Annotated in this window: 18 protein-coding genes; 11 read left to right on the top strand and 7 right to left on the bottom strand. The window is 56.2% G+C overall.

From position 1 onward, the window contains the following. Nucleotides 1-62 precede the first annotated feature (62 nt). Nucleotides 63-1,133, top strand: a complete 1,071-nt coding sequence (locus ACR0D9_RS18690; protein ID WP_480539798.1) for a helix-turn-helix domain-containing protein — start codon at nt 63-65, stop codon at nt 1,131-1,133. Nucleotides 1,134-1,141: 8 nt separating this feature from the next. Next, a complete protein-coding gene (locus ACR0D9_RS18685) occupies nt 1,142-1,645 on the top strand; it encodes a PIN domain-containing protein (RefSeq protein ID WP_480539796.1) in 504 nt (167 codons plus the stop codon). Nucleotides 1,646-1,711: 66 nt separating this feature from the next. Here ACR0D9_RS18685 and ACR0D9_RS18680 read toward each other — a convergent pair whose 3' ends face one another. Next, entirely contained in the window at nt 1,712-2,890 is a 1,179-nt protein-coding gene (locus ACR0D9_RS18680; RefSeq protein WP_480539794.1) for a HEPN-associated N-terminal domain-containing protein, read from the bottom strand. 525 nt (nt 2,891-3,415) lie between these two features. Next, nucleotides 3,416-4,444, bottom strand: coding sequence for a RepB family plasmid replication initiator protein (locus tag ACR0D9_RS18675; protein WP_480539792.1), 1,029 nt, complete (start codon nt 4,442-4,444; stop codon nt 3,416-3,418). 610 nt (nt 4,445-5,054) lie between these two features. On the opposite strand from ACR0D9_RS18675, the gene ACR0D9_RS18670 reads away from it, so the two are divergent. Together ACR0D9_RS18670 and ACR0D9_RS18665 are read left to right on the top strand one after the other, a co-directional pair. Then, a complete protein-coding gene (locus ACR0D9_RS18670) occupies nt 5,055-6,257 on the top strand; it encodes an AAA family ATPase (protein ID WP_480539790.1) in 1,203 nt (400 codons plus the stop codon). Further along, nucleotides 6,254-7,228 (top strand): ParB/RepB/Spo0J family partition protein, encoded by a 975-nt coding sequence (locus ACR0D9_RS18665; protein ID WP_480539788.1) that lies wholly within the window; start codon nt 6,254-6,256, stop codon nt 7,226-7,228. The genes ACR0D9_RS18670 and ACR0D9_RS18665 overlap by 4 nt, the downstream gene beginning before the upstream one ends. A 377-nt stretch (nt 7,229-7,605) precedes the next feature. On the opposite strand, the gene ACR0D9_RS18660 is transcribed toward ACR0D9_RS18665, so the two are convergent. Further along, on the bottom strand, nt 7,606-8,661 hold the full coding sequence (locus ACR0D9_RS18660; RefSeq protein ID WP_480539786.1) for a tyrosine-type recombinase/integrase: 1,056 nt from the start codon (nt 8,659-8,661) through the stop codon (nt 7,606-7,608). 468 nt (nt 8,662-9,129) lie between these two features. Here ACR0D9_RS18660 and ACR0D9_RS18655 point away from each other — a divergent pair, with 468 nt between their 5' ends. Continuing rightward, nucleotides 9,130-9,795 (top strand): hypothetical protein, encoded by a 666-nt coding sequence (locus ACR0D9_RS18655; RefSeq protein WP_050605729.1) that lies wholly within the window; start codon nt 9,130-9,132, stop codon nt 9,793-9,795. A gap of 4 nt (nt 9,796-9,799) precedes the next feature. Here the strand turns inward: ACR0D9_RS18655 and ACR0D9_RS18650 are convergent, their stop codons facing one another. Then, nucleotides 9,800-10,909 carry a transporter gene (locus tag ACR0D9_RS18650; protein ID WP_170417865.1) on the bottom strand — a complete coding sequence of 370 codons (1,110 nt, stop codon included), beginning with the start codon at nt 10,907-10,909 and terminating at the stop codon, nt 9,800-9,802. Nucleotides 10,910-11,145: 236 nt separating this feature from the next. Here ACR0D9_RS18650 and ACR0D9_RS18645 point away from each other — a divergent pair, with 236 nt between their 5' ends. The 5 genes from ACR0D9_RS18645 to ACR0D9_RS18625 all read left to right on the top strand — a co-directional run bounded on the left by ACR0D9_RS18645 (nt 11,146) and on the right by ACR0D9_RS18625 (nt 15,917). Further along, a complete protein-coding gene (locus ACR0D9_RS18645; RefSeq protein ID WP_170417870.1) occupies nt 11,146-13,140 on the top strand; it encodes a heme lyase CcmF/NrfE family subunit in 1,995 nt (664 codons plus the stop codon). Nucleotides 13,141-13,144: 4 nt separating this feature from the next. Further along, nucleotides 13,145-13,714 (top strand): DsbE family thiol:disulfide interchange protein, encoded by a 570-nt coding sequence (locus ACR0D9_RS18640; RefSeq protein ID WP_170417873.1) that lies wholly within the window; start codon nt 13,145-13,147, stop codon nt 13,712-13,714. Beyond that, the gene (locus ACR0D9_RS18635; RefSeq protein WP_170417876.1) at nt 13,711-14,199 is read left to right on the top strand and encodes a cytochrome c-type biogenesis protein; all 489 of its coding nucleotides are present in this window, start codon (nt 13,711-13,713) and stop codon (nt 14,197-14,199) included. The genes ACR0D9_RS18640 and ACR0D9_RS18635 overlap by 4 nt, the downstream gene beginning before the upstream one ends. Further along, a complete protein-coding gene (ccmI, locus tag ACR0D9_RS18630; RefSeq protein WP_170417878.1) occupies nt 14,196-15,344 on the top strand; it encodes a c-type cytochrome biogenesis protein CcmI in 1,149 nt (382 codons plus the stop codon). The genes ACR0D9_RS18635 and ccmI overlap by 4 nt, the downstream gene beginning before the upstream one ends. Nucleotides 15,345-15,458: 114 nt before the next feature. Further along, on the top strand, nt 15,459-15,917 hold the full coding sequence (locus tag ACR0D9_RS18625) for a hypothetical protein (RefSeq protein WP_480539784.1): 459 nt from the start codon (nt 15,459-15,461) through the stop codon (nt 15,915-15,917). A gap of 9 nt (nt 15,918-15,926) precedes the next feature. Here the strand turns inward: ACR0D9_RS18625 and ACR0D9_RS18620 are convergent, their stop codons facing one another. The 3 genes from ACR0D9_RS18620 to ACR0D9_RS18610 all read right to left on the bottom strand — a co-directional run bounded on the left by ACR0D9_RS18620 (nt 15,927) and on the right by ACR0D9_RS18610 (nt 18,665). Beyond that, entirely contained in the window at nt 15,927-18,023 is a 2,097-nt protein-coding gene (locus tag ACR0D9_RS18620) for a protein-disulfide reductase DsbD family protein (protein ID WP_480539782.1), read from the bottom strand. 117 nt (nt 18,024-18,140) lie between these two features. Further along, nucleotides 18,141-18,314: a hypothetical protein gene (locus tag ACR0D9_RS18615; protein ID WP_170417885.1), complete on the bottom strand. Its 174-nt coding sequence runs from the start codon at nt 18,312-18,314 to the stop codon at nt 18,141-18,143. Between the two features lie 39 nt (nt 18,315-18,353). After that, nucleotides 18,354-18,665 (bottom strand): DUF2933 domain-containing protein, encoded by a 312-nt coding sequence (locus ACR0D9_RS18610; protein ID WP_255612174.1) that lies wholly within the window; start codon nt 18,663-18,665, stop codon nt 18,354-18,356. Nucleotides 18,666-19,039: 374 nt separating this feature from the next. On the opposite strand from ACR0D9_RS18610, the gene ACR0D9_RS18605 reads away from it, so the two are divergent. Further along, a complete protein-coding gene (locus ACR0D9_RS18605; RefSeq protein ID WP_050605720.1) occupies nt 19,040-19,693 on the top strand; it encodes a L,D-transpeptidase in 654 nt (217 codons plus the stop codon). The last annotated feature ends 514 nt before the right edge of the window (nt 19,694-20,207 follow it).

Here is a 20,207-nt window from a genome sequence, read left to right as displayed (position 1 = left end):
CTGTGTTGATATATACTACAATAAATGTCGCATATCAACCGACGTTTTCACGGGAGCAGACCATGTTTGGACAACGGTTGCGACTGGCCCGCAAGAAGGCGGGCTTGTCGATGCAGGGGCTTGCCCACCGCACCTCGCCAAGGATCACCGCACAAGCCATCAGCAAGTACGAGGCAGACAAGATGAATCCGTCCTCCTCGGTGTTGGTCGGTCTGAGCAAGGCTCTGGGCGTGTCGCTCGATTTCCTGATGGGAGGTCAGGTCGAAGAGCTGGTCGGTGTCGAATTCCGCAAACATTCCAGCACCTCCGCGAGGGACCGCGCCCATGCGGAAGCCGTCGTCATAGAGAGGTTGGAAGACTATCTGGCGATCGAAGACATCCTGGAAATCGCGCCGCCGGATGACCCGTTCGGCGATCTGGTTAGGGATGTCATCGAGAGCTACGAAGAGCTGGACCTGTTGGCACAAGAGCTGCGAAGGCATTGGAAGCTCGGAAACGATCCAATTCCCAGCATGTCGCGGCTGCTCGAGGACAAGGGCATCAAGGTCATCGAAGTCGATTTCGCCGAGCGCTTCGATGGGCTGGCCTGCGAGGTACGTCGCAGTGCAGGCAGAAGTTCCACCGATGTCGTGGTGGTTTCAAGCCGCACCAATGTCGAGCGCAGGCGGTTCAATCTGGCCCATGAGCTGTCGCACCGTGTCGTTCGAGCGACCGGAAACTCGGCAATCAAGCTCGAGAAGGCGATGAACCGTTTCGCCGGTGCGTTCCTGATACCCACCGATCACCTGATCGAGGAGGCGGGTCCCTCGCGCAGAGGCATGACCTATATGGAGATCATGCGACTGAAGCGGCTCTATGGCGTGTCGGCAGCAGCGATGCTGATGCGCCTCGGACAGGTTGGCATCCTGCCCCAGTCGATGATCGACTATGCGTTCCGGACCTACGCGCGGCGCTGGCGCACCAGCGAACCGGACGAGATACGGGATGACGAAGGGTTCGGTGCTTTCGAGCATCCGCAGCGGTTTGAGCGCCTGGTCTGGCGTGCGCTCGGTGAGGAACTGATCTCGCCGGTACGCGCGGCTCAGATGCTGCACCTCTCTCTGTCCACCGTCGAAGAGAACATCAGGGGATAATCCGTCTCGTGGCCCGCGTGATCGTCAACGATGCTAGCTGCTTGATCGATCTTCGGAAGGGTCGGTTGCTGCACGTCCTGTGCGCCCTTCCCTACGAATTCATCGTGCCACTGCCTGTGCGTGCCAGCGAGATTCTGGATTTTACACCTCAGGAATGGGCGCTCCTCGACGGAAGCGGCATGGCGACGTATGACCTGCCGCCTGCCCAAGTTGGCCAGGCATTCGACATCAAGAAACGGCACGGGCGTCTGTCGGCGAACGATTGCTTCTGCCTCGTGACGGCACAGTCGCACGCGGAAGCTATTTTGCTCACCGGAGACCGTTTGCTGCGGCGCGTGGCGGAGGACAACGGGATCGCAGCGCATGGCGTTCTATGGGTGGTCGACCAACTACTGAGTGAGAGCCTTTGCGATTCTAAACTGCTTGAAACGGCATTGACGCTCTGGCGGGATGACAAGGCGGTCTTCCTACCAAATCAGCTCATCGATAACCTGCTGCGCCGGGTGCGGTAGCCCCAGTCTATCGTTCATCCGAGTTGCGGCGACACGGACTCAGTGCCTCCAAGCAAACTCTGTCTCCTAAGATCCAGTAAGCACAGGCGACGGAGGCTCAACTTCGACAAGCCGCAGCCATGCACCATCTTTAGACGCATCAGCATCGACGACATTGTCAGGGCCGGCAAACAGCACCACATTGGCGGCCGTAGACCCCAAAGCCGAAACGTAGCGAATGCCGTGGGGGTTCCCTCTGGAGAATAACCAGTCCCTGATGAACTCCGTAATGATCTGGGTCGGGATGTAGTCGACATTCACACGATCATCCTGCGCGACCGGCTCCGCCATCTCGCGAGTCAGTTTGTGCAGAAACGACAGGCCTTGACGAACCCGCCGAGGCGCCGTCGAAAAGAACCCCGGAATCCGTGGAAGCTCGGCAAGATCGACCAAGGTCATCGGAATCTCGGTTTGGAAACGCGCCAAAACAGGCTTATCCGCGCGAGCCTCGGCGATTGCGGAGGGTCCATCTTCCGCCCCGTAGAACATGGGGATTCCAGGGGGGTTCATTCGGTTTGACTGCAGACAGATGCGGGAGGGCGGCGGGCCAAGGGCGGCAGCCGAGGGATCGAACGGCGGAACGGTCTGATTCCGCACCCGATAGAACGATTGGCCGACAGGTACCGTGCGCACCAATCCCAGTTCTTCGATAAGCTTTGCGAGTTCCACAAGAAACATGGCGGCAGAGCGTTCATCCGGATGCGACATATCGCTTGCACCGACGGAGTGAAAGAAGAATCTTCGCTCCGACATCGTAATTCGCCGAAAATCACGCCAGCTAAACGCCATGCTGTCGTCGAATTCGAGGGAAAGGTAGTCGTAGTCGCACCAGACATCGTCCTCAATCTCGCCGAGCAGATCGTCCATCAGCCGGTTGTGATCTCGAGCTTCGATCACCAGACCAATCTCATCAAAAAGCAGTTCTTGCGTATCCCAATGCGACCCTAAGTAACCACCTTCACGGGAATTGTAGGGCAGCTGGTCGACCGCAGTGCCGTAGAATGTTCTCATCCGGCCCTCAATGAACTCCGCGATCTCTTCAAGGGGCAAAACCTTCTGGCGACGTGCGCGGCAATAGCTGCACCGGCCGGGGTACCCATCATTCCGTATGATGCCCTTGAGATCTTCTTCACCAAAGCATTTTGTGCAGACGTATCTGTCAGAAACGCTGTCTAGTTGGAAGTTGGCGGGGTCGATGCGGCTCATTTTACTAGGTTATCAACGAATTGGGGGCTCGATAAACTCTGGTGGAAAATATCTTTCTAGTTACATGGATTCGACAACATCCGAAAGCTGGAATGCCAGATCCAGCCGCTCCAGTATCCGGGCAGCCAGAGTCTCGGTCGCCGTCTAGCCCGGTGTGTTGCTATTCGGCGTCAGGCAAAGTGTCAGAACACCGATCTTGCCACGATCCATCGAACCCTTGGGGAACATGATCCTTAAGCGAGAATTCCCAGAACAATGCCGCCCACGCTTCCTGTTTCGGCCCCATCATCGCTCAGTCCTCCCATCATCGGGGAGAATTGATTCAGCAATTTACCTCACGATCGAGCAAGATTTTTCAACGAAGTACGCCCGTTCTTTGGTTTATTAGTTTGTTTAGAACCCTAGGTTTGACGATCTGGGCTGAGCGCAAGTTTTTCATAACTAAGAAATCTGATAATAGATTGATTGCGTCAAATTTCTTGGCGTAAGTTGATGGACGATCTTTGCAGTTTGCTGAGGGGAACCTTAAATCGGATTGGCCTCAGCGAATTTCCGAATGTACGCGAGAAATGCACGGTCGGGGTCTTTAGGTGGTTCCATTCCTGCTGACCAGTCACGCCATTGGCCCTCAATGTAGTAGATGTCATACCCCGGATGACGTAGACGAGCAGTTTCGTAGGTTTCGGTCTTTAAGGCGTCACCTCTTTTTTCTAGCCAGGCCGGACGCGGCTTGATGCTTGGAGCAACAGGCACCTGAACGTTTTCTTCCTGTTCTTGAGCTTTTGCCTTACGTCCAACGGACGAAAACTTTAGAGCGCGTTCCGCAGCCCCCTGCCCTTCTCCGTCCTTTTTCCACCAGCGCAATTCGACATGAGTCACACGGCGCCCGGTCTTTATTGGGTCAATCGCCGCCATGTAATCCGACAGCGCATTGACTTCAGCAATTGCAGGTTCGATCGCGCGTAGTTTCAGGTTGCTCCAGTTGGTTAGCTTACCCTTTGGTACACCTAGAATGCCGCGCAAATCATCGACGGAAAATTTCTCGGATGAGCGCCAGCGCAGATTGCCGCGCTTCTGTACGATCTCATACAACGTCAGCGCATATTTCGAACTCAGTGCGAACATGATCTCGCGCTGTAATCGGGCAAAAACTGTCGAATTGGAAATAATTTTGCGCAACCGCGCCGGGATCTCGTATTCAATTAGCCCATCGCTTCGCACTGTTTCCACGTTACCACCCAACAACTGGACCCGCTCGACCGCAGGTTCGCCATCCCATACGACTTCCACCTTCACAATGGCGGACATCAATCGCTCAATAGACTCCCCTACCCTGTCGTTCGAGTTATGCGACCCACGCAGCATGGATTTCTGGATAACATGGCTGACAGGCTTGTCGATCGCATCCCAAGCGTTTTCCAAAAGCTGATTGTAGATCCGCCGATCATTAAGCGTCAGCGGTGTGACCTCAATCACGTCTACAAGCTCACCAGGCTTGACCAGGCTTTCTGAATTTGGCCGTGCGTCCAAAGTGCGGTATGGTTTTTTTGACATGTGCTGCCCAACACCTAATTATTACTTTTGTATGGCGTGTGATGTAAGCATAGCCATCACTGTTGTCCCGGTCCAGCACCCAATCTGTAATTTTTCGAATCAGCATCGAGTCTCGCGTGATTCGAAGGAAGTCTCACAAACCCCAATAAAACAAGGGTTTTTCGAATCACCTCACCCGTCCCCAAAAGTAGGATTTAGGCCCGTCCCGAAATGTAAGCTTTAACCATCCGAAACGTAAGGCAAAGCACCCCAATCTGTAAGGATTTGCGCCCGATATGTAAGGGAAACATACCACAAAGCATTGATTTTAAAGAAATAACACTCGTATGAACAATTGAATCCAAGAATCTTGAACAAGATTGTTTTTTATATTTGGTTTTTTGGGGGATTGGTACGAGGCAACATCGTCAGATATCAACTTTACCCGTATTAGATGTTCTGAGTTAGAATGTTGTTACTAATGACCTCTGGTTACCCCCAATTTCCGCTCCTGTGGCATTTGCCTTCGAATTTCCCATTTTTTACGTGATCTGCCTCAAAAACCACACTTGAGCCGATTCACCATTCCGGGCATGATTCACGAAAGGCAGATTTCTACAGGACAAAACCTATGACCACCTCCCCCTTGCCCCCTGTTGGGCTGGAAGAGATTGAGCAACTATCTGATCGTGCCAGTACCGTGATGGAGCGATTGCGCGATCGAGTATTCTCCCCTGACACTGAGAAAACGCTAAACCTAAATTTTAATGTTCGCTCCGCAGCCGAGATGGTAGGTCGATCAGAGAAGTTAATCCGTGATGCTGAAGCGGACGGCCGCTTGCCTGAGCCGGAAAAAGACCCAGTCACTGGAAGAAGGACCGGGTACTCACTGTCTGACATAAACCGGATGCGGGAAGTGTTCGGTACACTACCTCATCGTGCAACAGATGATCCGACACTGGTTTTGTCAGTTCAGTCATTCAAAGGTGGCGTTGGAAAGTCGACGGTAACGACCCATCTTGCCCAATTCCTCGCGCTTAAGGGCTATAGAGTTTGCGTTATCGATTGCGACAGCCAAGCTTCAACGACATCGATCTTTGGCCTTAATCCTGACGTTGACGTGGATGAAACTGAAGATACGCTTTACCCATTCTTTCAGCATGGTGGGCCGCAGACGCTTCATTATGCTTTACGCGCTACGTATTGGCCTGGCATTGCGCTCATCCCTGCAAACCTCGGTCTCTATGACGCTGAGTATGAATTCGCAGCTCGGATGGCCAGGGATCAAGTTTTTGTGTTGGACCGTTTGCGAGATGGGATCAGCACCATAGCCGATCAATTCGACGTAATCCTTCTGGACCCGCCGCCTGCGCTGGGAATGATTTCTCTTTCAGTGCTTCGAGCAGCAAACGCGATGGTGATCCCTGCCCCGCCGAACAATATCGACTTTGGATCTACTGCCCATTTCTTGAAGATGATGGGCGCAACGTTGAATGAACTAGCTCAACATGGCGGGGCTCGTGATTATTCATTTGTCAAGATTCTGGCCACCAAGATGAACGACAACAAATCTGCGCATGCAGCCATCAAACGAATGATGGACGCGGTTTTTCCCCAAGACATGTTGGCCAGTGTTCTAAAAGACAGCGCCGAGATTGATAACGCCACAGCGAACTTGGGCACGGTGTACGAGATTACGGGACCAGCAGCTCGTACAGAAACCCACAAACGCTGTCGGGCATATCTGGACGCGGTGGGACGCGAGGTTGAAGTTTTGATGCGCAAAACCTGGCCCAGTCACCATGCTGCATTGCGCAAGGAGGGAGTGTTATGAGTAAGAAACATGACGCAATTTTCGATGACGTACTAAGCGGTCTCGATAGCGGCCCTGCCCCCAAAGCCGAACGCGCTGGCGCTCGCTTTCTAAACCGCTCTAACAGGGTTGCGGAACGGATGTCGGGGGATATCGAGGAGAAGTCCCTGAGGTGGGTTGATCCGGGAGAATGCCGTATGTGGGAACGACATAATCGGGCGTATGACCTACTATCGGAGGACAACTGTCGAGATTTGATTGACGGAATCCGCAGTCAGGGTCGGCAAGAGTTTCCAGCTATCGTGCGCAAGACAAGCGATCCAAATCAGCCGTATGAAGTGATTTGCGGTGCACGGCGGCATTTTGCAATCAACTGGCTACGCGCAAATAACTATCCACAGTTTCGCTACTTGGTGGATGTTCGAGAGTTGACCGATGAAGAAGCTTTTCGATTGGGCGATATCGAGAACCGCGACAGAGAAGATATCTCCGACTATGAGCGTGCTCGTGACTATGCAGACGCTGTGACTCGTTACTACGGTGGTAAGCAAAAGGCGATGGCCGTACGGCTAGAGGTCAGTGAGGCTTGGCTTTCACGTTATCTGCAACTGGCCAAGTTGCCGAACGAGATCGTTGAGGCATTCCCTTCGATCCGAGAGATCAAAGAACTGCACGCCCGTACGCTAAAACCGTTTCTGGGTCGGCCCGAGGATCGTGAGAAACTGTTAGAAACTGCGAGGCAGATGGCAACGGATGGGGTCAGCCGTGACGGCGTGCAAGTCATGAATGTCTTCAAGGCAGCGTTGAAACCTCCTGCTTCGACAAAAGCATATCCAGTGACTCTTCAATCGTCACCCGAAAAGCCTGCGATGACATACAAGCGCAAAGGCAAAAAGATCGTGTTAGAGTTTCCGACCGACGTACGCAAAGATGAACTGCAAGAGGTATTTTCGATCTTCTTGGATAGGCATTTTGACACAGATCGAGACTGATCTACTGAAGCGAAACTGGAAATTGCCAATTGGCAATTTCCCTACAATGTCGGTCTTTCGGAAAAAATTGCCAATTGGCAATTTTGGTAATCCCCTCACTCAGAGGTCGTTTTAACCACTCGAACTGGCTGCATATCTGCCGGCGCAACCGAAACATTTGCCTCAGCCATTGAATAGGCTTTCATCCGGGACAAACCCAATAGCTGAAGATTGGAATTTGATCTGCGTAACTTGAATGGAATCCAGATGAGCGATCACGCTTCAGAAACGAATCCAACTAATGCGCAATCGAATTCTTGCCAGCGAATATTCGGGTTCGGAGCTGTTTGCAGGGAGTAGGGCGGCCTTATGGTGCGAGTTGGTTTTTTGGCAAACGGTTACCCCAACAGGTCCGTCGCCGGGTTTTCTGCGATATCGACGTCGTCATAGTACTTCTGCGCCTGGGCCAGGGAGCGGTGCAGCGAGAGGCGCATGGCAGCCTGGATTGGGGCGCCATCCAGTGCGGCTTGGGTCAGGAACCCAGAACGCAGACCATGCGGCGAGGCGAAGTCCTCCGGCAACCCTGCCAACTGGAGGCGATGTTTGACGATCTGATAGATAGCGTCCGGCGAAAGCCGACGTTTCAGCACACGATCCGCTTTTGAGACTGGTCTGAACAGTGGCCCATTCTTAATCTGTCCAACCTCGATCCAATGGACCAGCGCCTGAGCTGCGCGGCCCTTCAGCACCAGCCGCGGCGTTTCACCTTTGGTCGTCGTCTTGGTCTCCAGCAAGGAAATCCAAACCAGGCTTTTCTCGTCGAACTCCTTTAGCGAGACGTCTTCAAACATCAACCCGGTGATCTCCGAGCGCCGTCTGCCACCAGAAGCCCAACCCAGCATCAAGATGGCGCGGTCGCGGCAATCCCGTCGGGACCCTCGACAAGTGGACAGCAACTGCTCCAGCACATCGCGGGTAATCGGGTGCTGCGACTTCGGGGCAGGGGGGCGGGCCGCAGCGCGCCGCGCCTTGGCACGGGCCTGCTTCACCTGCGGCGCACCGAAAGGGCTGGTCAGGTTCTTCATTCGATGAAAGGCAAGCCAGGAGGCGATGCGCCGGTCCAGCGTCGAAGGGGCAGGGCAGGCGAGGGATTTGCGCAGCCCTTGCGCAATCAATGCTTCCGCTGTCCGGCGGGCGCGATCATCCTCCGGCGCGCCCGCCAGGTCGCGCGCGTGGTCAAGAATGAAGGCCAGTGCCGTCGCCTCACTTTCTGGCCAGTCCAGCGCCGTGCCGAACCGCGCAGCCTTCCAGGCGGTGATGTAGAGCAGATCGCGCTCATACGCCCTGAGCGTATTGGCGGGGGTGCCACGGATATAAAGATCTGTCAGCGCCTCCTGGTCCGCAGCGGAGAGGGCAGGGGAGGCAGGAGGGAGATACGGAGCAGGGGGCTTCATGTCGATTTTCCCAAACCTGTAGACTGCTCTTGCTTGTTTTCACCATGTTTCATGGTTGGCCTTACGCTGAGTTGTTCCTTTAAGTGTAGATGCGGACCAGATTTGTGCCGGTACTTGTTTACAAAATTGCAGGTTACTGTGCTGCATCTACTTAGGTTTGCTGCCGGATCGGGGCAGGGGTCTACGGGTTATGGACCAATGCCGTCGCGAGTCCAGTGGTTGAGGAAAACCGACATCATGGGCCAATTCTGCGCCCAATTCTAGGCGAAATCAATCATTGCCGATAAGCGATACTTATCGAGTGTAACTTGAAACTGATAGCGCAACAAAAGTAACGAGCAAAAGTAACAGATTTTGCGCGTAAAGTAGGTAGAGGGCTTGCGGAATAATAAAATCGGAGGTTCTGTCGCAGGTCTGTAAACCAATTGGCATCGACATTGCGCTGGAACCGTTGGCAAACTAAATGAAATGAACAGATATTTTGCCACTGAATTGCCTTTCTGGAAGTTTGCCAGAAACACGCTGATCGTCAGTTGCCTTGCGTTGTTTCCGCTGTTGGCCATCTTCGTTTTGCGCACGCCGGGCTTTGCGACGCACCTCCTGAACAGTGGTCCCGCGTTTGTTCGGTTTTTGCGTCAGGTGGTGACGAATGGGTTGCCGGTCGTTTTCCTTTTAAATTATCTCAGCTTTTTTCTTTTCGCCGTTGGGGTAAGGGCGCGGGGCAGGGGGGCCATCCCGGCCCGGTATCTGCTAATTGACCTGCTGCTACGGGCCGTCCTGTTCATCGCGCTGCACGCGCTGATCTACGCGCTTTCGGCAGACTGGTTCGGGTCTTTCGGCGGTGATCCCGTAGTGGCGTTGCGGGTAGTCGGTCCGACGCTGGTACGCTCCGCCTACTTCGAGAACATCTCAGGCGTTTACCTGTACGCCACGCTGGTCGGAGCGCTGCCGCTATACCTATCCGTCGTTCAGAGCCAGATCGCCCACGGTACTGGATTTGCAGCCCAACTGGCACGTCGCGTACCTGGGCGCGGCGGACCTGTGACATTGGCCCTGCTACTGATGGCGGTGTCAGTGGTCGTTCTGACCACCGCGGCGGCGCTGATTGTCCGTTTACAGTCGGTTTGGGGCTGAAGGGTCAGAACGCCCTGCGTATCGCGAAGGAGACTGCGTAATCGCGTTCAAGCTGGGGCCCATCCAGATCTTGATACACAGGGATCACGCCCTCGATACCCAGGCGCGTGCCCGCCAAAACGCCCGACCCCGGCACAAGGTAATTCACTCCGATTCCGATACTCAGAAACTGGCCGCCGCGCAGGGTCGGATCAGCGGTGGGCACCATGCCTGGGTTCAGGCGCGCATCCGACCCGTCAATGTTTTCCACGATGTCGCCGACCACCCGCAACGAGGAGCTGAACTGGTCATTCCAGCGCCGTGCACCCCAAACTGTTGCTGAATAGACGTCACCCAAGGTGTAACCGGCATCATTCTCACCCATCCGGATCACGGCGGCCAGCTGGGCGCCCCAAGACCAATCCGCGTTCTGGCCCGTATAGGTGACGCCCGGCAGCAGGTCGTAGGTGCCTGAACCCAGTTGCATGGGGTAGGGCAGCAGCTGGTCCGGCCCAGCTGGCGTGGTGTCGGTCTCGTCTATCGAGCCAGTCGGCAGACTGAGGCCAAGAGATAGTTCCAGCACCTGCCCGTCGGATTTGTAGATATCATATCCGCCGATGATCTTCAGATCGCCAAACCCCTGTGCCCTGGTCTTAAAGGTCTGGCCCATGCGGGTCTGGTGCTTCATCGTCTTGCGGGTATAGGGCAGCATCGCCATCACCGAGATCTCGTCGGTCACACCGTACATCAGGCCGACCATCGCCATGTTCATGCTCATGCTGAGCGGCGCGATCGGATACTGCGACAGAACGTTCGAGGTAGACAGCGACTGCGTTCCGGTACGATTTCCGTCCATCTCCATGTTCATGTAAGAGAACACAGGCATCAAAACACCCTCGGGTGGATGCATACCGCCAACGACACCCGTTGGCGGCACCGCGTCGGGGCGCATCATCCTGGACATGCTTCCCATACCTGACATGTTGCTGGAGGCTTGCGGGTTCATCGCCACGTTGTCAGCCGGACGGGTTTCCGGTTGGGCCATGGCAGTTGACCCAAGGCTCAGCCCCCCAGCCAGTATTACAGCCTGGAGGCGTTGCCAGACGCACGTAATCTTGCTGTTGCTCCGTGTCATGATGCCCTCGTGTTCGTTTGTTTCCTGAGTCCCTGCCCTGAAAACAAAGTGTTCGGTACGTCCATCGGTGAAGTCGAAATGGTGGGGGTCTCCAGCGCTGGAAGGTCAAGGCCGCCGGCCAGATTTGCGCTCGTCAAGCATGCATCAGCCGAAGGGGGTGCGGCAATAATGCGCTTGACCCTCCAGCGCTGGATTGTCGGACAAGGCCGCAAAACCGGAAATCCGGAGGGATTGGAATGATACCGGAAATCGGGCAGTTCGCCCTGGCGCTTGCCCTGGCCGTGTCCTTGGTGCAAAGCGTATTTCCCTTGATTGGAGCAGCACGGAACAATGTCATGTGGATGCGATCGGCATCTGCGACCTCGGTCCTACTGACAGCGCTGGTTGCTATCGCCTTCGCCGCTCTGATGTGGTCCTTCGTGGTCAGCGATTTCACTGTGCTAAATGTGGCCAGCAATTCTCATTCGCTGAAACCGATGCTTTTCAAGGTGGCTGCGACCTGGGGTAGCCACGAAGGGTCGCTGCTGTTGTGGATTCTGATATTGGTGATTTTCGGGCTGGGTGTGTCTCTGTTGGCTCGGAACATCCCACTGAAACTCAAGGCGCGCACTCTGGCAGTGCAGGCCTGGATCAGCGCGGGGTTCCTGTCATTCATGCTGTTCACCTCGAACCCGTTTGACCGGGTGTTTCCGGCACCGCTGGATGGTCAGGATTTAAATCCGCTGTTGCAGGATGTCGGCCTGGCTATGCACCCGCCGTTCCTATACCTGGGTTACGTCGGCTTCTCTATCGTATTTTCTTTCGCCGTGGCTGCCCTGATTGAGGGGCGGGTCGATCCGGCATGGGCGCGGTGGGTCCGACCCTGGACATTGGCGGCCTGGGTGTTTCTGACACTTGGTATCGTTCTGGGCAGCTGGTGGGCCTATTACGAACTGGGTTGGGGCGGCTGGTGGTTCTGGGATCCGGTCGAGAATGTCTCGTTTATGCCCTGGCTTGCTGGCACAGCGCTGTTCCATTCGGCCATTGTGACCGAAAAGCGCGGCAGCTTCAAAAGTTGGACGATCCTACTGGCCGTTTTGACCTTCTCGTTGTCCTTGTTGGGGACATTCATTGTCCGCTCAGGCTTGCTTACATCGGTCCATGCGTTTTCGGTCGATCCCGAACGCGGCATTTACATCTTGGCGCTGTTGGCTGTCGCGATCGGTGGTTCATTGACGCTGTTTGCCATACGCGCACCGGAGATGGAGGGCGGCGGTCTTTTTGCCCCGATCAGCCGCGAGGCCGGTTTGCTTATTAACAACCTGCTGCTGGCCACCGCAACGGCGACGGTTCTATTCGGTACGCTTTATCCGCTTTTGCTTGAGGCTGTGACAGGTGAAAAGATTTCGGTTGGACCACCTTATTACAACGCCAGTTTCGTGCCGATCATGCTGGTTCTAGTCGTTGTAATGGGGATTGGGCCGCTGTTGTCATGGAAGCGGGCGGATTTGCGCGGTGTTCTGTCCCGGCTCAAATGGGTGGCCGGGGTTAGCCTGCTCGTAGCGTTGCTTGTGTGGTATCTGGATACCGGCGGCCCAGCCTTGGCGGTAGTGTCGATCGGCCTTGCGGTTTGGTTGCTGGGCGCTGTGCTGACAGAGTGGGCCAGCCGAATTAAGCTGGGTGAGGCACCGTTGGCCGAGTCCCTGCGTCGGGCCCGCAGCCTACCGCGTTCTCATTACGGCATGGTCGTGGCCCATGCGGGGTTGGCTGTCTGTATGATCGGCTTTATCGGGTCCAGCGCTTGGAAATCCGAGGTCGTGACTTTTGCCGAGCCCGGAACACAGATTGAGATAGCAGGGTTCGACGTGCGTTTTGACGGTGTGGAACAGCTTCGCGGTCCGAACTATCTGTCTCGCGCGGCCACACTGACGGTATTTCGCGATGGCGCTTATGTCACCACGCTTCAACCCGAGCGCAGGGCCTATCTCGTGGCGGGTACCAGTACGACCGAGTCAGCAATTCGAACGACGTTGGCAGGGGACCTTTACGCCTCAATATCGGAACCGGCGGCGGAATCAGAACAGAGCAAATGGACCCTGCGTATCTTGTATGAGCCATTGGTGGTCTGGATCTGGATAGGTTCAGGATTGTTAGCATTTGGTGGTGTCTTGTCACTCTCCGATCGGCGTCTACGCGTCGGTGCACCACGAAAACGGACTGGGCAGAGCTCCGTTGCGGTGGCGGCGGAGTAGGGCAATGAAACGTCTATTTGCACTGTTCCCAATTACGATTGCCGGCATCCTGGGTGCCTTCCTGCTATGGGGACTGAATCCCGATCGCGATCCAAACGAAATCCCGTCTGTTTTGATCTCGCAGCCGGTGCCTGAGTTCGACTTGCCGCCGGTCGAAGGGCTGGATACCCACGGGCTGTCCAGTACCGATCTGGTGGAAAATGACGGGTCAGCTCCGATCGTGGTCAACGTGTTTGCGTCCTGGTGCGTGCCCTGCCGGGCCGAACATGCGGTGCTGACGCGTATGGTACGCGATGAGGGCATTCGCCTGATGGGCATTAACTACAAAGACAAGCCGCAGGACGCGCGGAAATGGCTCGACGATCTGGGCAACCCTTATGAGCGCATCGGTTCCGACCTGGACGGCCGAGCCGGGATCGAATGGGGGATTTCCGGCGTGCCGGAGACCTTTGTGATTGATGGCGCGGGCAAGGTCGTATTCCGTTTTGTCGGCCCGGTGCTGGGCGACGAGGCAATTTCAAAGATGCGCACCGCGCTGGATCAGGCGCGGGCGGCCGGAGGAGAGGCGTCATGATACGTCGCATTGTAATTACCGCGGTCACTCTGGCGATGCTGGTGTCGCAGCCGGCATTCGCGGTTGAGCCCGACGAGATACTTGCAGATCCGGTATTGGAAGAGCGGGCCCGGGCGATTTCGAAACAGGTGCGATGCGTGGTGTGCCAGAACCAAGACATCGACAGTTCTAACGCTGGCGTGGCGCGCGACCTTCGTCTGCTTGTGCGCGAACGGCTGGTGGCAGGCGACACGGACCAGCAGGTTATGGACTTTCTGGTTGCGCGTTATGGCGACTATGTTCTGTTCAACCCGCCATGGAAGCCATCAACTTACATTCTGTGGGTTGCGCCTATCGTCATCCTGGGGCTGGGTGGTATCGCGACTGCAGCGGTATTGACCCAAAATGCGCGCCGATATCGGAAGTCGCGAAAACAAGAGACGGAACGCGGCGCGAGCGAAGAACGGAATCCCGAAAACCATTCACTCACGGAGCCGCACGCATGATCTGGATTATCTTTTCATTCATGGCCGTGGCGGTGTTTCTGACGCTCGCCCTCTCCGGCCTGGGGCGCAAGACCTCGGACTTGTCGAGACGCGAAAGCGCCTCTGCCATCTTTTCCGACCAGATCGGCGAAGTGGAGAAGGACCTGGAACGAGGAATTATCTCAGCCGAAGAGGCCAAGGCCGCCAGAGCCGAGATAGAACGTCGCCTGAAGGCGATTGACCGGCAATCGGACGACAAAGCGATAATGGGCCATTCCGGGCGTGCGCTGATTTTACTTGCCGCGCTGGTAGTTCCAGCGCTCGGAGCCGGTCTTTATTGGCAACTGGGTAGTCCCTACATCCCCAGCCAGCCATTTGCCCAACGCGAGGGGGAGCAGGCCGAAGCCCGTGAAATCGCCGACCTTGCCGTGCGCCTGAAGTCGCGGCTTGAGGCGGATGAAACCGGCGGGCCAACCGAGGGATGGGTGTTGTTGGCTCAGACCTATATGCGTATGGGACGCTTTGGAGATGCCGCAGACGCGTTCGAGGGGTTGCTGGACCGACCCAATGCGAATTCAGCGCTGGTGTCGCAATATGGCGAGGCGTTGGTCTATGCCGATGACGGTGTCGTTACGCCCAAGGCCGATCGGGCGTTTGAACGAGCCTTGGAACTGGACCCATCGAACCCAGCAGCGACATTCTACAAAGCCATTGGTCTGGAGCAGGCTGGATCGCCTGATAAGGCCTATGACCTACTGAAGACGCGGATGGACGCCGAAGAGGAGTTCCGGCCATGGATGGAGAGTTTTGTGGCCCAGCTTAACCGCATCGCCCCGTCGATCGGACGGGCTCCGGTGAATCTGGCGGCTTTTGCCCCTTCCATGCCCGGCCCAACTGCCGATCAGGTGGCGGCGGCCGAGGAGATGTCAGACGAAGACCGGCAGGCCTTCATCCGCTCGATGGTCGAACGGCTTGCGAGCCGGATGCAGGAAAACCCAGGCGATCTGGACGGCTGGATGCGGCTGGGCAACGCCTATTCGGTGCTGGGCGAGACCGACGGCGCCCGGAACGCCTATGGCAGGGCAAGGGATCTGGCGGATGACCTGCCGCAGGGGGATCCGCGCAAGGTGGCAATCGACCGGGCATTGCTGGAACTGGGGGGTTGATTCCCGCAGCCCGGCGTGGATCGGGCCGGCGCCGACTTCGCGCTGATGCCCAGTGAGCCATCTGGAAAATTCCGGTTTAGGCTATCGCATGCCGATCTTTAGGAGGTTGAGACCATGAAAGTTGAAACGTTTTCTGATCTAATTGTCTGGACGCGGGAAATGCATCATTGGCTCGCCGAATGTTTGGCCTACTGTTCGACACAGTCAGAGCAGGAGCTGGCCAGGATGTTGCTTACCTACCTCGCCGATCATGAGGCTGCTCTGGAGAAAATCGTCGATGGTTTCGTGAAACGAGCCGATCCCAAAGCGCTCAACACCTGGGTATATGACTATTTGGGCAATGAGCCGATCGACCCACATCGCGCCTGCGACAGGCCGTTCGCACAGATGAGCGTCGATGAGATCTGCGAAGCGGTCTTCGATCTTCACAATCAGGTGATCGACTTATATCGGTATTTGCACGGGCGTGCCGAGATACCCGAGGCACGCGAACTCTTTCAGGCGATACTGGATATGAAAGAGCACGAGACCATGCGTTTAGCGCAGCAGAGCAACCGCGTCCGGGATATGTGAACTCCGGGGTCAGGATCCGCTTTCCACGGCTCCGCCCGCAATCGGCGCGGCCTGTTCCATCGCGTCGAGAATGGCGTTCGTGGTCAAGATCTCTGGCAGGGCGATGCCTTCGGGGGCCGACGGGCCGTAGACGATGTTGAAGGGGATCCCGAACCGTCCATTGTCCTCAAGGAAACGGGCGATCACATCGTCGGGGCGGGTCCAGTCGGCCTGCATCGGAATTGCTTTGTCCGATTGCAGTGTTGCCAGAACCTCGCCGCGTTCCAGCACCAGCGCTTTGTTGGCCTTGCAGGTCAGACACCAGTCGGCTGTGACATCGACGAAAACCACCTCGCCGCGCGACACAAGGCGGGCGATTTCGGGGCGGCTGAAGGTAATCCAAGGGATCTCTCCGGCTGGTTCAAGCAGCCTGGACCGGTCTTTGCCGGCAATCGCAACCGGTGCGGCAAACGCTGCGGTCAGCGTCAGCAACAGGGCTGTCCAGCGCAAAACGGGTGGCATCATCGTACTTTTCCAGATCAACAGGACCAGAACAGTTGCAGCCAGCACGGTAGCAGTTGCAGCAGTGTCTCCGGCCACCCCGACCATCACCCAGACCAACCAGCCGATCGTGGTCAGCAGTGCCGCCGACAGGGCCCATTTTAATCCCACCATCCAACGCCCCGGTTTAGGCAGAGCGGCGGTAAGTTTCGGGTGCACTGCAACCAGCAGGTAAGGAATGGCCAGCCCGACCCCCATTGCGGTGAAGATCGCCACGATATCCACCGGTCGGCCGGTCAGGGCAAAGGCCACCGCCGTGCCGAGGAAGGGGGCCGAGCAGGGCGTCGCCAGAACTGCTGAGAAGGCTCCGGTCAGGAAATCCCCGACCAGCGACACGCGGCCCTTTTCGACATGGGCAAGCCGGGTGTTCAGCGACTGCGGCAGCGTGATCTCGAACAAGCCCGCGAGGCTGGTTGCAAAAACCGCCAGCACCACGATCATCACCGCAAGGAAAAGCGGATTCTGGAACTGGATGCCCCAGCCGACGGAATAGCCCAGCGACCGCGCCGCAATGGTGATAGCCGCCAACAGCCACATGAATGTCAGGATTCCGGCTGCCGAAGCCAGGAACCCGGCGCGAATCTGAGCCGCAGAGCGGTCGCGAGCCTTTACCGCCGAGGAAAGCTTGATCGAAAGCACTGGCAGTACGCAGGGCATGACATTCAGAATCAACCCGCCGCCCACCGCCAGCAAAATGATCCAGACCAGCGCGCTGGCTGAAGTTTCGGCGGCCGCGATCTCATATGGTGGCGGGGTAGGGGGAGCGTCGGTACGGGGCGAAAACTCGGCCACGCGGTTGGTGTCGGTAACCGTGACGGACAAGGCGGGGGGGTCCTGTGCCAGAGCGAGGACCGGGAACTGCACCCATAGCTGACGCCTGTCGCCAGCGAGCCGGATGTCGGGTGCACCAAACGCGGTGTCACGTCCCATGTCGGGAAAGACATCAGGCGCATCAAAGGGCAGGTCGCTGGTGAAATTCAGCGTCAGCATCTCGGACTCGGTATCCAGGGTCGCGGCGTCGGACTTCATTCCGCTTGTGTTTCCCGTGCTTGGCACCCGCGACAGAAAGGCATTTATAAGCCGGGCCGAGTCCTGATCCCGACCCGTTCCCTGAGTCAGCGACAAGTCCAGCGAAAACTCGACCGGCACACAGATATCGGAACAGATCAGCGTTGTCACAGCGGCCTTCAAGTCAACTGGCGCTCCGGGGTTCTCGAGTGTGACGGTCAGCGGAAAGACCACTTCGTCCTTGTACCCGAAATTCTCGATCCCGAAGGCGCGAAAACGGATCGGCGCGGGCCAGTGAAACTGTACGTCGCTGACGTTTTGCGAGCCGTTCCAAGTGATCTTGGGCGGAATTCCCACCTCACCAGGCGACTTCCAGTAGGTTTTCCAATCTTCGCCCAGTTTCAGATGCAGTCCTGCAGTGATCGTCTTGACGTCAGGCGCGATCCCGTCCTGCGCGGTAATTATGTGTGCGACCAGGGGCTCTGATTCATACGCTTGGGATGTAGCTGCAAGGCTTGTCCCGGCGGAAGTCTGGCCAAAGATTAACCCCAAGATCATAATACATAAATTTAGGAGTGTTCTTGCCATTGCGCGTTGCCATCGGTTGTTTTGCACCCGTCTCTGCCAGATTCCAGCGCTGGAGGGTCAACGAGCCGGAATGTCACATCCCCACGATCAACTCACGAAACCTTCGCGCCCGTCTTCGCAGATGAAATAGGCCCCGCCATCCGCGCCCTCCCATTGAACCCGGCAACCTTGGGGCAGGGCGTATTCAGGCTGCGGCGGTTGCAGCGGGCATAGTTTAGGGCGTGGTGCGCAAGCCGCCAGCGAAAGAGCGGCCAGCGACATGGCGGCCAACCTTGAGCACCAAAGCTTCATGATTGAAGATTATTGCCGGTGTACTGGGTTCGGTCCGACCGCGGCGTCTGTTGCCTTTGGTCTTTCCGATTCAGATTTGTTCGAATGACAGGATTTTTCCATCGCCTTGTGCATAAAGAAATGGGCTCCGAGGCACAGGATCAACGGTGCGAAAAGACCCAAGGAGTCAGAAAGCCCACCAACCGTCCCGCCGGCGATCAAGTAGAGAGCGATCGGCGTTATCATGGCAATGCAACATACCATCATGCCCCATTTCATTATCTTGCCGCCGCTAACCGGTACTGACGCCTGCGGCGCGTTTGCAGTCTGTTTTTCTTTCACATTCAACTCCAAAATTTGGATTGGAGACCTCTGCTAACGCCTTCCCACGATGGAAGGTCAAGCTGTTTTGGCGCGAAGCGAATTTGACGCTGTCAAACCAGTCCAGCATTTGCTTGGGCCTTACTTGGTGCATAGACACGGCCGGAACAGGGAAGTTTTTAGGGGTATGAACAGCAGGCATTGTCGTCCCGACGCCTGGTGAAGTTTCAGGTTAAACACGAAGCTGCCTAGGTCACTTTAAGCCTTGAAAACTCGCGGGTGGGTCGAAGCGATATCGAACGAATAATTGAATGGACAAATCTTCCCCCGTCGCGGATTGTCTAATCCCCTGGGTACTAACTCCAGACACCAACCAGCCAATAGGAGCGCTATCAATGCTGACCAGACGACATTTTGTTGCAGCCTCGCTCGCCATTTTCTCTCAGCCGGTTTTTGGAGTGACGTCGGCGGCGGCCTCGCAATGGTCGGAGTGGGATGCGCAAGTAACTCCAGCCAATTTTGATCCCGCAACATCCAATCCCTGGGGTTTACACCCACGTTTCCTGCCTCAGCGTGTGCAAACCAATCGACCACTTACTCCGGGTGACATTCATGTCGACGCGGTGGCACGATATCTGTATTTCATCGAAGACGGTGGCACAGCAATGCGTTACGGCGTAGCCATTGCCCGAGGCAATCTTTACGAGCCCGGAGTCTACACGATCAAGCGAAAGGCCAAATGGCCGCGTTGGACTCCTACAGCCGAAATGATTGAGCGCGACCCTGATGAATATGCGCAATTCGCAGATGGTGTGCCCGGTGGGCCGACAAACCCATTGGGATCAAGGGCGTTTTATCTGTTCGAAGGTGGTCGCGACACATACCTGCGAATTCACGGAACGCCTTATCCAAGATCTATCGGAGGTCGCGCAAGTTCTGGCTGCGTAAGGATGGCGATGCCACATATCATCGGGCTTTATGATCGTGTCAGGCCAGGGTCCACGGCTCATCTCTACCCTCCCGAGCGGCTTCTGACCGCGACCAGCTGACAGGCGCTTGTCAGGCGCGCGTACAGATTGGGCGCCCTTCAATAGTCCTAAGTGGTAGGTAGGTTGTTTCAACTGGCCCAACATAGCGATACCAATAGCAACCGTCCTCAGGCATGATTTTCACTGCGTTCAGGTCCTGGCCCGGAGCAGCAATCTGGGCTACGGCGTCAGGAACTTGGGAAAGCGTTCCGGGCTCGCTATCTGCAGATATTGACGTTGTTTCGGTACAAGCGCCGATGAACAAAAGTGCGGCCAGTGCTTGGAAAGCTTTCCTGAAGGACATGGTGTTTAGTCCACTGTGATTGTCATTTGTAGTGCCTGCTACCCTCGCATCGACGGGTGATCACATCAATTCACCAAGAACTAAGCAATTGTTAGCGTTGCTTTTTTGTGTTCGGTTGATTCAAGAAAGTCAGGTTTTGCTTAAAGCAGCCTGGAGTTACGTCCAAGAAAAATTGCTTTTCCACAATGACTTGATGATTTGGGTCCGCCTTCTAAGGAAATATCCCTGCGC

Source organism: Ruegeria sp. AK11 (assembly GCF_056541095.1).
The sequence above is the reverse complement of the archived record's forward strand: the minus strand, read 5'-3'. Positions and strand labels throughout refer to the sequence as shown.